Annotated in this window: 15 protein-coding genes and 3 pseudogenes (1 of these 18 only partly in view); 14 read left to right on the top strand and 4 right to left on the bottom strand. The window is 38.1% G+C overall.

Going from position 1 to position 15,035, the window contains the following annotated elements:
- Window positions 1–20: 20 nt before the first annotated feature.
- Complete coding sequence (locus QFX38_04030) at window positions 21–1,010, bottom strand: hypothetical protein (GenBank protein ID MDI9624031.1); 990 nt, start codon at window positions 1,008–1,010, stop codon at window positions 21–23.
- A 144-nt stretch (window positions 1,011–1,154) separates the two neighbouring features.
- Here QFX38_04030 and QFX38_04025 point away from each other — a divergent pair, with 144 nt between their 5' ends.
- The gene (locus QFX38_04025) at window positions 1,155–1,490 is read left to right on the top strand and encodes a DUF2085 domain-containing protein (GenBank protein MDI9624030.1); all 336 of its coding nucleotides are present in this window, start codon (window positions 1,155–1,157) and stop codon (window positions 1,488–1,490) included.
- Window positions 1,487–2,140 carry a cysteine peptidase family C39 domain-containing protein gene (locus QFX38_04020; GenBank protein ID MDI9624029.1) on the top strand — a complete coding sequence of 218 codons (654 nt, stop codon included), beginning with the start codon at window positions 1,487–1,489 and terminating at the stop codon, window positions 2,138–2,140. Before QFX38_04025 ends, QFX38_04020 begins: the two co-directional genes overlap by 4 nt.
- A 51-nt stretch (window positions 2,141–2,191) precedes the next feature.
- Here the strand turns inward: QFX38_04020 and QFX38_04015 are convergent, their stop codons facing one another.
- Complete coding sequence (locus QFX38_04015) at window positions 2,192–2,680, bottom strand: hypothetical protein (GenBank protein ID MDI9624028.1); 489 nt, start codon at window positions 2,678–2,680, stop codon at window positions 2,192–2,194.
- A 224-nt stretch (window positions 2,681–2,904) separates the two neighbouring features.
- On the opposite strand from QFX38_04015, the gene QFX38_04010 reads away from it, so the two are divergent.
- The 3 genes from QFX38_04010 (at window position 2,905) to QFX38_04000 (ending at window position 4,481) form a co-directional block, all read left to right on the top strand.
- Complete coding sequence (locus QFX38_04010; GenBank protein ID MDI9624027.1) at window positions 2,905–3,264, top strand: DUF5518 domain-containing protein; 360 nt, start codon at window positions 2,905–2,907, stop codon at window positions 3,262–3,264.
- Between the two features lie 80 nt (window positions 3,265–3,344).
- Window positions 3,345–3,851 (top strand): metallophosphoesterase, encoded by a 507-nt coding sequence (locus tag QFX38_04005; protein MDI9624026.1) that lies wholly within the window; start codon window positions 3,345–3,347, stop codon window positions 3,849–3,851.
- 6 nt (window positions 3,852–3,857) lie between these two features.
- Window positions 3,858–4,481 carry an RlmE family RNA methyltransferase gene (locus tag QFX38_04000; protein ID MDI9624025.1) on the top strand — a complete coding sequence of 208 codons (624 nt, stop codon included), beginning with the start codon at window positions 3,858–3,860 and terminating at the stop codon, window positions 4,479–4,481.
- On the opposite strand, the gene QFX38_03995 is transcribed toward QFX38_04000, so the two are convergent.
- Entirely contained in the window at window positions 4,464–4,898 is a 435-nt protein-coding gene (locus QFX38_03995; protein MDI9624024.1) for a hypothetical protein, read from the bottom strand. The genes QFX38_04000 and QFX38_03995 overlap by 18 nt on opposite strands.
- An 86-nt stretch (window positions 4,899–4,984) precedes the next feature.
- Between QFX38_03995 and QFX38_03990 the strand changes: the two are divergent.
- The 7 genes and pseudogenes from QFX38_03990 (at window position 4,985) to QFX38_03960 (ending at window position 12,606) form a co-directional block, all read left to right on the top strand.
- Window positions 4,985–6,046 (top strand): annotated as a pseudogene (locus QFX38_03990) (minichromosome maintenance protein MCM).
- Window positions 6,038–9,147 (top strand): annotated as a pseudogene (locus tag QFX38_03985) (LAGLIDADG family homing endonuclease). Before QFX38_03990 ends, QFX38_03985 begins: the two co-directional pseudogenes overlap by 9 nt.
- 4 nt (window positions 9,148–9,151) lie before the next feature.
- A pseudogene (locus QFX38_03980) lies at window positions 9,152–9,946 on the top strand (AAA family ATPase).
- A 22-nt stretch (window positions 9,947–9,968) separates the two neighbouring features.
- Window positions 9,969–10,376 carry a translation initiation factor IF-2 subunit beta gene (locus QFX38_03975; GenBank protein MDI9624023.1) on the top strand — a complete coding sequence of 136 codons (408 nt, stop codon included), beginning with the start codon at window positions 9,969–9,971 and terminating at the stop codon, window positions 10,374–10,376.
- 15 nt (window positions 10,377–10,391) lie between these two features.
- On the top strand, window positions 10,392–11,438 hold the full coding sequence (locus QFX38_03970) for a 60S ribosomal export protein NMD3 (GenBank protein MDI9624022.1): 1,047 nt from the start codon (window positions 10,392–10,394) through the stop codon (window positions 11,436–11,438).
- A 5-nt stretch (window positions 11,439–11,443) separates the two neighbouring features.
- On the top strand, window positions 11,444–12,400 hold the full coding sequence (locus QFX38_03965) for a tyrosine--tRNA ligase (protein ID MDI9624021.1): 957 nt from the start codon (window positions 11,444–11,446) through the stop codon (window positions 12,398–12,400).
- Between the two features lie 11 nt (window positions 12,401–12,411).
- A complete protein-coding gene (locus tag QFX38_03960) occupies window positions 12,412–12,606 on the top strand; it encodes a hypothetical protein (GenBank protein MDI9624020.1) in 195 nt (64 codons plus the stop codon).
- Window position 12,607: 1 nt separating this feature from the next.
- Here QFX38_03960 and tmk read toward each other — a convergent pair whose 3' ends face one another.
- The gene (tmk, locus tag QFX38_03955; protein MDI9624019.1) at window positions 12,608–13,183 is read right to left on the bottom strand and encodes a dTMP kinase; all 576 of its coding nucleotides are present in this window, start codon (window positions 13,181–13,183) and stop codon (window positions 12,608–12,610) included.
- A 64-nt stretch (window positions 13,184–13,247) separates the two neighbouring features.
- Here tmk and QFX38_03950 point away from each other — a divergent pair, with 64 nt between their 5' ends.
- The gene (locus tag QFX38_03950; GenBank protein ID MDI9624018.1) at window positions 13,248–14,546 is read left to right on the top strand and encodes a response regulator; all 1,299 of its coding nucleotides are present in this window, start codon (window positions 13,248–13,250) and stop codon (window positions 14,544–14,546) included.
- Between the two features lie 20 nt (window positions 14,547–14,566).
- Window positions 14,567–15,035, top strand: the 5' portion of a protein-coding gene (locus QFX38_03945; protein MDI9624017.1) for an AAA family ATPase. The gene runs 1,454 nt beyond the window's last position; only the first 469 of its 1,923 coding nucleotides appear in the window; it begins with the start codon at window positions 14,567–14,569; its stop codon lies beyond the right edge, outside the window.

Below are 15,035 nucleotides of genomic sequence, written 5' to 3'. Positions count from 1 at the left end.
TCTATTACCTTCTTTTCGTTTTATCTTTCTTTGTATGGGAATCCTTCTGCTGGTGTTGGTTTCAGGATTTTTATGGCGTCGGATCTCATAAGGGCATTTACAGAAGCGCTTAGTGAACAGAGGGTCCCGATACCATAACCTACCCTATCGTTATTATCCATGATATCTACTGTTATGTAGTCCTCCATTCTCACAATCTCTTTTACATTAACATTTTTCATCCTGTGGAGTACCTTGTTCCCTAAGGCCCCCATGGCCTTCCCTATCCAGCAATGTTTAAGGGGGCATTGATCGCAGTAATTTTTGAATATCCTATTCCATTTTTTACTCCCTAATCCCGCTGCTATTTCAGCCCTCACAGTGGAATATGCTATGCAACAGCCCCAGTTCCTTCCTATAATTTTATTATCTTCGATTAGGTCAGTGTATACTCTCCTGTTTTTCCACCTGATAATGTTTAGGATGCCCCTTTCATATTTTATTTGACCTGTGTTCTTGGATCCTTTTAACCGTTCTGCTATTTTGCGCCTTATACTGGGGATCCTGCCAGCTGATATGTTTATTGCACAGACTGGACAAAATCCTGTGACAGAATTTGAGATTTCATCACCATCTTTATCATAGAATATCGCCCGGACCCCTATGCCATCCCTTTTAACTTCCACATACCCACCATTTTCCCAGATATGGGATATTATAAGGCCTGCGGATGTCACAACCCTCCCATAACCTGACATTCCAGCCACCCTCCTAAGGTCGGCCTTTTTTGTCAAAATACCCTTCAAGTCTGTTGCTATATCCTCTGGGATGATATCAGCGTCTATCTGCGCCTTGAGTATGGCTGGGGCCCATGTTATATCCTTACCTTCTCCTATGGTTTCTCCTAGACTATTGACTAGTCTGGCGTTCACGCCTTCAAAACATTCACTTGATTCTGCATTTATACCATGATTTGAAAGTTCTTCGAGGACCCTGTGACATATACCACATGCACCTTCCGCCAAATCCAAAATAGGGGAAGGGACCCTCAAATTGTTTCCCATATTATCCCCCCACAAAGCATTTTAACCCTCCTTGTTATATTATTATCTTAACCCAATTATAAAAGGAGAAACTATAATTTTAACTTTATAAGACTTATAATCTGTGGGAGCATGATGAGATTTTGGATTTGTCATAGGAGACCTGATAGGACGTTCTCGATAAAAGGTCACCGTTTCCCGGTTTGTTCAAGATGTACTGGTATATACATTGGAGCGTTTTCCTATTTCTTGATAGCATATTTTACGCCCATAAAATACACTCCAATACTAGTTATCATGGCGATCCTAATGACAAAGCCAATGATAGTTGATGGATTCACACAATTATTGGGTTTAAGGGAAAGCACCAACTTACTAAGACTCATAACAGGTCTACTTGGAGGTTTCGGCTTTGGAATTTTAACAAAAGCCCTAAAATTCTACATATTAATTTGGTGGGTATATTGAAGTGTCCAAGATGCGGAGCATATAACAACAGAAAAGCCAATTTCTGCAGAAATTGTGGTACAAAACTCGCTAAAAGATCCGAAATCGCCATATGGGGTTCTTTGGCGAGCTGTTGCTTTGGTATAGTATTCTTAATCATGTTAGGGGCAATCTTAACTCCTGAAATCCCCCAAGAACCATATGATAAGATAGAGACCATAAATGGTTATACTATAGTCTACCAGACCACAGATTATACTTGTGGACCGGCATCCCTTGCAACAGCACTCATAAATAAGAAAGGCGCTAACCTAACAGAAAAGAGGATAGTGGATTATCTAGGTAACAATCCCCATGGTTACAATGCCTACGAACTTGTCAAAGTCGCTGAACACTTTGGATATAATGCTAGTATACAAGAAGGCCCCCCACAAAAATACGATATAATTATAATAGACGATGGTGCACTTGACATAGGTTATGAATGTTATGATGAAAACCATACCATAACACATTTCGTGATACCAGGATCCAACGGACATTTCACAGTATATGCTGGGGCGACCCCAGATGGTTTTATAATATTTTTGGATCCATCAAATGGGATAGAATATGTCAGCCCTGGCACATTCAATGAAATTTACCAAAATTTAAGAATTCACATTCAATGAAATTAGAATGCTATGGAGACCCCCCCAGGGATATGCCTATTGTCGGAGATTTTAATAATAGTCCCATATTGTGATCCGCCAATTTTCAAGATCCACTGCATATACTCTGACACAGTATGTGCCTGGGCCGTTTGTAACCTCTATTATCTTCCTTTTCAAATCTGGGGATTCTGTAGCCCCCCATTCCAAGGTTTCTGCTGCCACGATATTCCCATCTTTTATGACATCTACCTCCATCGTGTTAGGTTGGTATGTTATCATGGGCACGGCTGACATTACAACCTTGAACTTCTCCCCTTGTATGTTAAAACATCTATAATCATCACCTGAACCCGTGAATGTTGTTATTTCATGCCATTCGGGCAAATCACCTGCTGATGGAACTGATACTCCTTCTTTTGTATCTGTAGGTGTTGTTATGGTCCTCAGAGGCCTTAAAGGGGGTTCATCAAATACTTTTAATAGTATACCTGTCATGAAGCCTAGGAGTGCAACTAGAATAAAACATGTTACAAGGAGTATTTTGGTTGTTGTTTCCATAGGGTACTCCCCCCATTATAATACTTGGTATTTTATCCAGAATATAATATTTTATTAGGTGTATTTTATACCCCTTTAGGTTTTGGGAGTATCCAAATTCTAAAGCCACCCCTCAGTGCCATTGTAATTAGTATTTTCTAAGTTATGAGTTTTTCCAGTTAATGAGGTTGATTTTCATCATGTTGCCGATATAATTAAATAGTGTTTGTTCCTAGTATAATAGTATGGTGAAGTGGGGTCCTGTATTTGTAGGTTTCATACTTTCTATTGTCTTTCCAATCATTTTAAGGTCTTTCGTGCCAGAAGGTGCATCTGTCTTGGGACTGTTCTTAGCAGGTTTTATAGTGGGTTTAATGGTGAAAGAGGGCGCACTTGGAGGTTTTTGGAATGCTACGGTGGCTGGTGCATTTGGTGGTATAATATTAACCTTGCTTTTAAGCATTTTCGGCGCCCTCATCGGTGGAATATTCGGTTTTTTCATGGGACTTTTCACGGGCATAGGAGTAGTAATAGTCTTATTATTGGTTTCGATGATATTCATGGGAATTGGAGGGGCTATAGGAGGTTTTTTAGCAGGAGACTAGGAATTTCGGCCCTCCTTTCACGTTATTTTGTATTATACTCAACGAAGTTAGATGAAAATTATATTATTGGGGTGATCAATATGCTCCTTGGTGTTGTCTCTGATACTCATGTACCTGATAGGGCGTCTGTCATCCCTGATAAGGTTTTTGAGGTTTTCAGTGGCGTTGATATGATACTCCATGCGGGAGATTTAACCTCATTGGATGTTAGGGAAGAGTTTAATAGTTTGGCTCCTATGAAGTGTGTTCAAGGTAATATGGACCGTTATTATGGTCTTGAACTTCCAAAGGATGAGATTTTAGAAGTAAATGGCCTAATTATAGGTTTGAATCATGGTGAAGTTTATCCTCGTGGCGATACCCAACAGCTTAAGTATATTGCTTTGGAGATGGGTGTTGATGTTCTTATTTCAGGGCATACTCATCAGCCGTTTATTAAGGAGGTTGATGATATACTACTCTTGAATCCTGGCAGTCCTACCGTGCCGAGGTTAGCTTATCCTAGTGTAATGTTAGTTGAAGTTTATGATGGTAAGATTGAAGCAGAGGTTGTGAGGGTGGGTTCACCAATCTGCAAAATAAGGTGATTAGCTTTGGGTAAAAGATGGTATCTTGAGAGGAAAAGAGATTATTATTATAAGAGCGCTAAGAAGCATAAGTATAGGTCCAGGGCTTCATATAAGCTTTTACAACTTGATAATAGATTCCATATTATAAGGAAGGGTAATAAGGTTGTTGATCTTGGAGCTGCTCCTGGTGGTTGGTCACAAGTTGCCCTTGAAAAAGTGGGTGATGATGGGCTTGTCATCGCTGTGGATATTAAGCCTATTAAACCTTTCCCAGTGAATAATTTCCATAGTATAAAGGGAGATTTTACAGATGAGAAGGTCCAGGAGAAGATAGGTGAATTACTATGCGGAAAAGCTGATGTTATAATATCCGATGCTTCTCCTTCACTTTCAGGTATAAAAGATATTGACCAATTAAAGTCGTTAGAACTTGTTGAGAATGTTAGAAAGGTTGCTGACAGATTCCTTAAAAAGGGTGGTAATCTCCTTGTTAAAGTTTTTCAAGGGCCTGGTTTCAATGAATTATTAAAAAAATTAAGGAGTTCATTCAGGATGGTTAAAAGCACGAAACCGGCTTCTTCCAGGAAGGGTAGCCCTGAAATGTATATTGTCTGTAAAGGCTTCAAAGGGTCAAATGAGGGCTTTTAGACTAGTTAGACTATCCCTAGCCTCTTTTAATTTTAAATTCGCAGTCTGAAGCCTACTTTTGACCTCTGGTATTGGTTTGTTGGTGGAAAGGGCGCTTTCAACGTCATCAAGGGCAGATTTAGCCTCCACAAGTTTGATCTCCGCGTTAACATACTTTTCCATAAGATCCTTGTCGCCTCTTTCATAAATTACCTTCTTTGTCGACTCATAGTCGAGTTTTAGATCCTGGTATTCTTTTTGTAATTGGGCGAACTCATCATATAATGACCCTTTATCAACATTCATGGAGATTGTTGAGGATATCCTCTCAACTCCAATATATGCTAGGACTATGACTGTTATGATGATCATTAACACTCCAAGTAGTGATATGGTCATGGAAGTGAACTTGAACAATCTTAGCCTTGATCTCCTCATTGAATCACCTCCAGGGCATCCATTGTATTCATTAAGATTTATTCTTCGTAAAGATTTTTATAAAACGATAATAATATATTTTTATGATGAAGGTAGCAGAGAAAACAAAAACACCCATTATTAAATTTGAAGAATTCTTTTCCACAAAAGAATATAAGGATAAAATATTCGAGGTCCTAGAGAAATATCCTAGTGTGAGATCTATTGAAATAGACTATAGAGACCTTGAAATGTTCGACCCAGACCTTGCGGATCTTTTAATAGAAAAACCTGACACCATAATAAGAACAGCTCAGAAAGCCATTCAAAACATAAACCCAGTGGGAATGGACGCGGATCTCAACATAAGATTCAAAAATATCACTAATATTATCCCATTAAGGGATCTGAGGAGTAAATTCATAGGTAAACTAGTTGCAGTTGATGGTATTGTGAGAAAAGTTGATGAAATACGTCCAAGAATATTAAAGGCCGCATTTGAATGTAGAAGTTGTGGACACCCACAGGAGGTGCCACAATCCAGTAATATTTTAGCAGAACCATCATTCTGCCCAGAATGTAGGGGTCGTTCATTCAGACTATTACAAGAAGATTCCCAATTCCTTGACACACAAAATTTAAAATTACAAGAGCCTTTGGAAAACCTTTCAGGTGGTGAACAGCCCAGACAGATAACAATAGTATTAGAAGACGACCTCGTGGACACCTTAACACCAGGAGACGTGGTAAGAGTCACAGGCATACTCAGAACAATAAGGGATGATAGGACAAAACGATTTAAAAACTTCATATATGGAAATTACGCGGAATTCCTAGAACAAGAATTCGAAGAATTACAGATAACAGCCGAGGACGAGAAAAAAATAAAAAAACTCGCAGCAGACCCCAACATCTATGATAGGATAGTAAGATCCACAGTCCCATCAATCTATGGCTACCGTGAAATCAAAGAAGCTATCGCACTACAATTATTTGGGGGAACAGGGAAAGAATTAGATGATAAAACAAGACTCCGAGGGGACATACACATACTCATAGTAGGAGACCCTGGTATCGGAAAATCCCAGATGCTTAAATATGTTTCAAAACTGGCCCCAAGAGGCATATATACGAGCGGTAAAGGCACAACCGGCGTTGGATTGTGCGTAGCTCCTGAAAGCATGATTTTTACAGATAAAGGGGCGTTTGAAATTGGGGATTTCGTTGAAAAAAACCTCAGCGAGCCCATCGAATATCGGAAGGGGATCTATGTATCCAAGCTTAAAAAACCGATTAAAATTCAAACTATCAACCCAACAAAAGTATCTTCAAAAGTTTCTGATAAAATTTGGAAGCTTAAAGCTCCAGAAAAACTGATTAAAATAACAACACAAACTGGGAAAGAATTGACTCTAACACCAGAAACAAAAATTTTAAGCTTTGAAAATGGAGAATTAAAGTGGAAAGAATGTAAAAAACTTGAAAAAGACGATCATGTGGTAACGACAAGGAAGTTAGAGCACAATGGGCAAAATGTTTTAACACTTGAACTTATCAAGGACATGAATAATGTAATGGTCCATGGAGTGGAAGCTTTAGTAAAAAAACTTATCAAGAAAATTAAAAAAGGGAAAAACTTTAAAGAATTCTCTCAAAATAGTCATTATTGGACTAATACCCCAATTATTAGTTTAAGCATGCTCTTAAAACTTGCTAGAAAAGCCAATTACAGTTTGGAAAAGTTAACTGATAAAATTCAGGGTTTTTCACAATATGAACGTCCAATAAAGCTTCCTAAATATTTGAATGAGAAATTTTTGTATTTTGCAGGCTTGATGGTTGTGGACGGGGATATTAAAGTTACACCCGATGGACTTTATTCTCTAAGATTCTCAAATAACAATAAAAAACTTAGAGAAAAATTCAAATCTATTGTCAAAGAGCTTTTCAGGATAGAGCCAAAAGAAAACGTGTCAACTGTCATGTTCAATTCAGGAATTATCGCACACATTTTAAACAAGCTTGGCATTCCAGGATCACCCAACTACAATATTATATTTTCCCTTCCAAATAAAGAACTTGCAGCATTTATCAGGGGACTATTCGATTCCAATGGAAAAGTCATCATAAAAGATGGTTCACCTTCCATCAATTTTTACTGTAAAGATGAAAAATTGGCTAAAAAACTCCAACTTGCATTCTTAAGGTTTGGAATAATAGCACATTTAAAAAAGGGAGAACCTAGAAGGGTAAAAAGAAACATTAGAGATGATTACATAATCCGAATTTCTGGAGAGAACATTGAAAAGTTCACCACATTAATTGGATCTGAACACCCTAATAAGAAAAATAAACTTCAAGAATTACTAAGTAAAAGAAAGAGTACAAGAGCGGATCTAATCCCTGGAATTGGAGGAATTATAAAAGAAATAAGAAGTTTCTATGGAATAAGCGCTAAAGAAACCTATGACCCATACCTTAGATATTCAGTTGAAGAAAAAGGTATCATTTCAAGAAAATCGCTTCAAAAGGTTATCAGAAACCTAAAATCAAAAGCATCGATTAAAAATATTAAAATAGAGATACCCAACAATATCAGATCAAAGCTTGGGAAAATTACATGGAGCAGAAAAGTACCTTTTAAAATCCTTGTCCAAATCGCGAAAAGAATAAAGGATAAAAAAGTTCGCACATCCATTTTCCAGATTTTAAATGATCTGAAAGCTCAAGAAAGGACTGTTAAAGAAAAACTTCAATATTTAGAAAACTTAGCTTATTCTGATATCCTATTTGAAAAGATAAAGAAAGTTGAGATTATCACATCCCCATATGAGTATGTTTATGATCTGACAGTCGAAAAATCTCATAGCTTCATAGCGAACGGTATAGTGGTTCATAACACGGCTGCTGCAGTTCGAGACGAATTGGGTGGATGGTCACTTGAAGCAGGTGCATTGGTCTTAGGAGACCGTGGAATTGTCTGCGTCGATGAATTGGATAAAATGCGAGAAGAAGATCGTTCAGCCATACACGAGGCCCTTGAGCAGCAAAGCTATCACAAAGATTTCGAGATTCTTCTCGCAGATGGAAGGAAAGCTAGGATAGGCGATCTCGTAGACAAACTCATGGAAAAAAGAAAAAATGAGATAATCCATGGAAAAGACACTGAAATACTGATAACAGATGAACTTAGGGTAATGGCATATGACTTGGAAAATTTAAGGATAATTCCAGTCACTGCTGATAGGATAAGCCGGCATAAAGCCCCTGATAATTTTATAAAAATAAAATTTGAAAATGGTAGGAGCATTATTGTAACACCCGAACATCCAGTTGTAATATGGGATGGTGAGATTAAAACAGTGCGTGCAGATGAAATCAAAAAAGATACATTAGTCCTAGGAGTGAATAGTTACAATATATCCACTAAAGGGGATATTGACACCTTTACTGCTAAATTTTTAGGATTCGCCCTCTCAAAATACTATAATGGGGCTGAGTTCACAAGTGCTGATGAAAAATTAATTAAAGAACTTAAAAAAATATTAGAAGAACAAGAAATAGAATATAATATCTCCATAAAAAAAGAAGGCGAGAAAACAGCATATATTCTTAGGGTAGCCAATTTTGATGAATTCCCTGATCTTCTATTACCATCAGATATGAGAAGAGTTCCAGATAAGATCTTGATGGGTTCTGCCGATGCCCAAAGAGCGTTTTTAAACGCTTATTACAAAGTTGATGGTTTTGTGGATGGCCACCAGGCAGGTTATTGTACAGTTTCGCCTAAAATGGCTGAAGATCTACAAGATCTACTTTTAATCTTTGGAATTTATTCCTACATCATCAAAGAAGGTAGAAATTATAAGGTCATAATCAGCGAAGACAACATGGAAAGATTCGCCCAGATAATCGATGATCCAAGAATTGAGAAACTTAAAACCCAAAGATTATCAAATAACAATATTTTACCAAATAGACCGCTACATGGGATGGCCACAACCGAGAAGATCAATATTAAAGCTGCTGGGAGACTACTCACAGTTAAAGAATTAACAGAGAAATTGAAAACCCCATATTCTACATGGCGCCATCGACTAATGGAGGATAAACCACCAACAGAGTTTATTGAAAAGTTAGAATCTCCCAAAAATGTACGCTTTATTAAAGTCAAAAGTGTTGAAATGATCGAAAACACCGACTCAGAATGGGTTTATGATATAACCGTTGAACCATACCACTTATTTGTCTCACATGGTCTAGTACTACATAACACAATAAGTATAGCTAAAGCGGGTATAATGGCAACCCTAAATTCACGTTGCGCAGTACTAGCAGCAGCCAACCCAAAATTCGGACGATTCGACACTTACAAGTCCATAGCAGAGCAAATAGACTTACCATCAACCATACTCTCAAGGTTCGATCTAATATTCGTCATAGAGGACAAACCACACGAGGAAAGAGATAGGGAACTTGCAAGACACATCCTCAAAACCCACAAAGAAGATACACTACCCATAGAAATCGAACCAGAATTACTAAGAAAATATATAGCATATGCAAGAAAGAATATTCACCCCAAACTAACAGACCAGGCAATGAAAGTACTCGAAGAATTCTATGTTTCAATGCGAAGCAGCGCAACAGACGAAGACTCACCAGTACCGATAACAGCACGCCAACTAGAAGCCATAATAAGACTAGCAGAGGCAAGTGCCAGAGTAAAACTCAAAAATAAAGTTGAAGCAGAAGATGCTAAAAGAGCCATAAGACTGGCGAAATCCTGCCTCAAACAAGTAGGCTACGACCCAGAAACAGGCAAAATCGACATAGACAAAGTAGAAGGGAGGACCCCAAAATCAGAAAGAGACAAATTCAACATATTAATAGAATTAATAAAAGAACTCGAAGAAGAATACGGAGGAAAAGCACCAACCAACATCCTTAAATCAGAAATGCTAGACAGATACAATATAAGTGAAGAAAAAGTAGAAGAAATCCTAAGATTTTTACAGGAAAAAGGAGTAATATTCGAACCCCAAAGGGGCTACGTAAAAATAGTCTAAAAGGGGAGGAGGTATGATAAATTTGCAAGATTATGAAAAATTATTAGACAGGGCCATAGAACAATTACCACCGGAAGTCCTAGAAACTAAACGTTTCACCATCCCAAAGGCCTACTCTGTCATCCAAGGTAATAGAACACTCATCCAGAATTTCAAGGAAATAGCGGCCAAATTAAACAGGGACCCTCAACACCTTCTAAGATACCTCTTAAGGGAACTTGGAACAGCAGGAAACATCGAAGGTAAACGGGCTATCCTACAAGGAAAATTCACACATTTCCTCATAAACGAAAGGATAGAAGATTACGTGAAAAAGTTTGTATTATGCCCAGAATGCAATCGTCCAGACACTCGCATAATAAAAGAAGGCCGCATATCCCTCCTAAAATGTGAGGCTTGCGGCGCCAAAGCCCCCTTAAAGCCAGTTTAAGGTTAGGAGTTTTATATGGGTGGGAATTTTTGCATAAAATGCGGGCGCTCCAACACCCAATTATACAAAGGATTATGCAAGGAATGTTTCCTTGAAGAATACAAGCTTCTAGAAGTTCCAGAAGGGATAGAAGTTGAAGTCTGCGCACACTGCAATGCGCAATTAATCAATGGAAAATGGACTGGAAGGGGCGTCCCAGAAGATGAAATAATCTATCGCGCCCTCGAAAAAAATATCCAAAAAAAAGTAGAGGATGTCATAGTGGATCTTGAAATACTCCAAAAAAGGGGTACCATAAGCTCTTGCATAGTAACAGCAAAAGCAAAAGTCATAGGAGAGGAGGTTACGCAAGACTTCTATACAGAGGTAAGATTAAAAAAAAGTGCATGCCCATATTGCAGTAAATACAAGTCTGGATATTACGAAGCAGTCATACAATTAAGAGCAGATGAAAGAAGCCTAGAACCGGAAGAGATAAAAAGGTCAGAACAGATAATAAACAAAACCCTCCAAAAATCATGGAGAAAAGACAAACTAGCATATCTTGCCAAGAAAACCAGGCAAAAAGAGGGTGTAGATTATTACATAGGATCATATAAGGCGGCCAAGCGGGTTATAGCAGCACTTCGAGAGGAGTTCGGGGGACTTGTGAAAGAATCCCCCAAGCTCATGGGAAGAGACAAATCCACTGGCAAAAACATCTACAGGATATGGATTTCATTCAAATTACCAAAGTTCAAAAAAGGAGACTTCATATCATATAAAGGTCGTGTGGGGATTATAAAAGCCATGGACGCCCATGGTATACTATTCTACGACCTTGATAGACAAGAGATGTCAACCACACTCTGGCGTGAATACCAGAAAATAGAAAGGATAGCAACCCCAAAAGATATAAAGAAAACCACAGTCACGGCAATATCCCCTGGTAGGATCCAAATACTGGATCCTATAAGCTATGAGCCAATAGACCTCAAACTCAAACCCGGCATGGAAGATTTAAAGATTGGCGACCAAGTATCAGTAATCCAAATAGACAGAAAAACATACATTCTATGGTGATAAAAGTGGATATCGAAGAAAAAATAAAAATCGCGAAGAAAGGCACTATAGAATTGATCACCGAAGAAGAACTCAGGGAAAAACTCCAGAAAAAAGAACCAGTCGCATATATCGGCTACGAACCATCAGGGAAAATACACGTAGGCCATGCCATCACAGTAATGAAACTCCTAGACCTTCAAAGAATAGGATTCAAAGTAAAGGTGCTCCTAGCAGATTATCATGCTCACCTTAATAGCAAAGGCTCCATGGAAAAAATAAAAGAAATGGCAGAATACAATAAGAGATGCTTCAAGGCCCTTGGACTATCAGATGATACAGAGTTCATATTAGGTTCAAGTTTCCAGACAAAAGAAGAGTACACACATAAACTCTATGAATTGTCACTTATAACGACACTAGCGAGGGCTAAAAGGAGTATGGCGCAGATAACAAGGGAAGCTGAAAATCCAAAGGTCGCGGAGGTCATATACCCCCTCATGCAAGTCATTGACATGATATTCCTAGGAGTAGATCTTGCATTGGGTGGTATGGAGCAGAGAAAAATACACATGCTTGCCAGGGAAAACCTCCCAAGGCTTGGCTACAATGCACCAGTATGTATGCACACACCCCTACTCCATGGAACAGATGGTGGGGAGAAAATGTCATCTAGTAAAGGCAACTTTATAGCAATTGACGATCCACCAGAAGTTATCAGGGAAAAGATAAAGAAAAGCTATTGTCCAATGAAGGAGATAAAAGGCAACCCTATAATAGAGATGGCTGAATATCTTATACTACCAATGTATGATAGGATGTTGATAAAAAGGCCTGCGAAGTTCGGAGGCGACCTTGAACTTGGCCGTGAAGAGCTCATAAAAGCATATTCCAGCGGCGAATTACACCCACTTGACCTTAAAAATGCTGTTAGCGAATACTTGATAGAGATTTTCGAACCCGCTAGGACATACCTTGAATAGGTGGTTATGCAATGTTATATGAGATGAGATTGCCACATGGGATAACAAGTAGTATGATTATAAAGATTATGGAGAAGTATGATGTGGAGCTAGTTCAGACAGATCAAGGGCCGGTTCTTCAAGGGGAATTAGAGGAGCTTGAAAAGGCTAAGGATGAGATCATAAAATATTTTAACGAGCGCATAAAGGAATTAGAGAGTAGATAATCTATCTGCAAATGCCAAGGTAAGGTGCTATTATCTTCCTTATATCATCTTGTATGATGTTAATGCCCCTGTTAGCATCCACTATGAAGAATCCATTTTCTTCTGCTATTCTAAGGTATTTTTTCCTCACCCTTTCAAGGAATGACTTCTCCTCGAACCTTTCAAGGCCTTCAAATCTCTCTTGGGCATTTTCAGGGTTGATGTCCAAGATTATGACGATATCTGGTCTTATGGCGAATTTGTTTATTTCTTTTATCCAATCTTCTGGTTCTTGGTATGCTATGCTAGAATAAAAGCATCGATCACTTACTATGATAATCCCTTCATCCTTTGCCTTTTGGATTTTATCCTTCAAGAGTAGTCTGTCAGCTGCAAATAATAGGCCTAGTATCTTTTGCTGGTCGTCAGTTGGTAGTTTTGGTTCATTTAGTATTTTTCTTATGATTCTACCAATGGGTGACTGGGTAGGTTCTCTGATAAGCTCTACTTTGTATCCATTTTTATTAAGCCAGTCTTTCAAGAGTTTACATTGTGTTGTTTTACCGGCTCCATCTATTCCTTCGATACAAATATACATTGAATCCAATTTATATTATAGAATATAATATATAATGGGGTAATTCAAGCTTGGGGTTTGGATCATGGCAAAAGTAATGATAGTGGAAGATGAGAACATAGTTGCTATGGATATCAAACAACGCCTAGAAATGCTAGGATATGAGGTTACTGCTACTGTAACTACAGGTGAAGAGGCTATAGAATTAGCTGAGAAAACAAGACCTGACGTCATACTTATGGATATCGTCCTTAAGGGTGAAATAGATGGTATAGAAGCAGCAGGGGAGATCAGGAGACGATTCAGAATCCCCATCATTTATATAACGGCTTATTCTGATAAGAAGACCCTTGAGAGGGCTAAGGTGACAGAACCATTCGGTTACATTATAAAACCTTTCGAAGACCGGGAACTACACAGTGTAATTGAAATAACACTCTACAAACATAAAATAGAGAAAAAATTGAGGGAAAGCGAGGAAAGATATCGTGCAATTATAAGATCATTAAATGATGTCCTATTCACCCTAGATGCTAATGAAAAATATACTATGGTATCAGGTCAAATACAAGATTATGGTTTGGCCGAGGAGGAAATGATAGGGAAAACTCCTAGGGAAGTTTTCGGAACTGCTGGTGAACTACACCATGAACAAAACCAGAAAGTATTAAAGGGTGAATCAAGAACATACCATTGGGAATGGGAAAAAAACGGTAAAAAATTATATTTTATGGTGTCTCTTTCACCTCTAAGAGATTCTGAGGGTGAAATTGTTGGCATAACCGGAATATTCAAAGACATCACAGCACTTAAAGAATATGAACTGGCTCTTAAAAAGGAGAACAGGATAAGCAGAGCATTAGCAAATCTTGCTAAAAAACTCTTAGAACCCATATCAATCGAGAAGATATCTGATAACGTTATAGAGTATGCAAGAAAACTTACAGGCAGCCAATTTTGTATTATAGAAGCCGTTAACATGGAGGAAGTAAAGGAGTGCATCATACCAGAAGAGACATTAAAAGAATGCCAACTAAAAGAAAAACCCAAAATGACCCGGTTATGGAATTGGATCATGAAGAACAGAAAACCATTAATGTCCAATAATCCACAAGAAGATCATAGACTGCCTGCCATCCCAGCAGATCATGTGAAAATTGAAAACCTACTCATGGTCCCAGCATTATTACAAGATGAACTTGTAGGCATAATAGCTCTCGCAAACAAAGGTGAAGGCTATGACAAAAAGGACCTTGAAATAGTGGAAAGATTAGCGGACTTATATTCAATCGCCATAAAAAGGAAACAGGACGAGGAAAAGAATAGGATTATCATCCAAAAATTCCTTAAAATAGTATCAGAGATCCTAGAGGAACTTAAATAACACCCCCCAGATAATGGACAATGTCAAACACTATTTTTGGACGGGAAGATCTCAAAAAAGTAAAAGGTATAGGAGATAAGTTAGCCGACAAGATCCTAGAGGAACTTGGAGGCGAAAAAGAACTCACAAGGCTAGTTGAAAATAAAGAAGTGGATCGTTTAGCCCAAATAGAGGGAATAAGCAAAAAAAAAGCCATTGAAATCATAAATAATCTACTAGGGGATCCAACACCACATTTTCTAAAAGGTGAGGGAGCCCAAAGATTATACGAGGATATAATCAATAAAATACTCCCATATGCTAACACACAATACTCACATAACCGTATACTACTTCTACACCCTAGAAAAGACCCGGAATGGATAAAAAAACATATACAGATGGTAATCGATTCAAAAAAGACAGTCCATAAACTCCCAATAAAACAGATCAGAGAACTACTCAAAAAAATAAAAACCCCAAAAGAGCCAAAACCAAAGTTCAACCCCG

Source organism: Methanothermobacter sp., assembly GCA_030055615.1.
GTDB lineage: Archaea > Methanobacteriota > Methanobacteria > Methanobacteriales > DSM-23052 > Methanothermobacter_A.
The sequence above is the reverse complement of the archived record's forward strand: the minus strand, read 5'-3'. Positions and strand labels throughout refer to the sequence as shown.

What these genes read in the sequence shown, in the direction of transcription:
- QFX38_04025 (MDI9624030.1), top strand. Translation starts at nt 1,155, where the DNA reads ATGATGAGATTTTGGATTTGTCATAGGAGACCTGATAGGACGTTCTCG.
- QFX38_04015 (MDI9624028.1), bottom strand. Translation starts at nt 2,680, where the DNA reads ATGGAAACAACAACCAAAATACTCCTTGTAACATGTTTTATTCTAGTT.
- QFX38_04010 (MDI9624027.1), top strand. Translation starts at nt 2,905, where the DNA reads ATGGTGAAGTGGGGTCCTGTATTTGTAGGTTTCATACTTTCTATTGTC.
- QFX38_04005 (MDI9624026.1), top strand. Translation starts at nt 3,345, where the DNA reads ATGCTCCTTGGTGTTGTCTCTGATACTCATGTACCTGATAGGGCGTCT.
- QFX38_03995 (MDI9624024.1), bottom strand. Translation starts at nt 4,898, where the DNA reads ATGAGGAGATCAAGGCTAAGATTGTTCAAGTTCACTTCCATGACCATA.
- QFX38_03970 (MDI9624022.1), top strand. Translation starts at nt 10,392, where the DNA reads ATGGGTGGGAATTTTTGCATAAAATGCGGGCGCTCCAACACCCAATTA.
- QFX38_03960 (MDI9624020.1), top strand. Translation starts at nt 12,412, where the DNA reads ATGTTATATGAGATGAGATTGCCACATGGGATAACAAGTAGTATGATT.
- tmk (MDI9624019.1), bottom strand. Translation starts at nt 13,183, where the DNA reads ATGTATATTTGTATCGAAGGAATAGATGGAGCCGGTAAAACAACACAA.
- QFX38_03950 (MDI9624018.1), top strand. Translation starts at nt 13,248, where the DNA reads ATGGCAAAAGTAATGATAGTGGAAGATGAGAACATAGTTGCTATGGAT.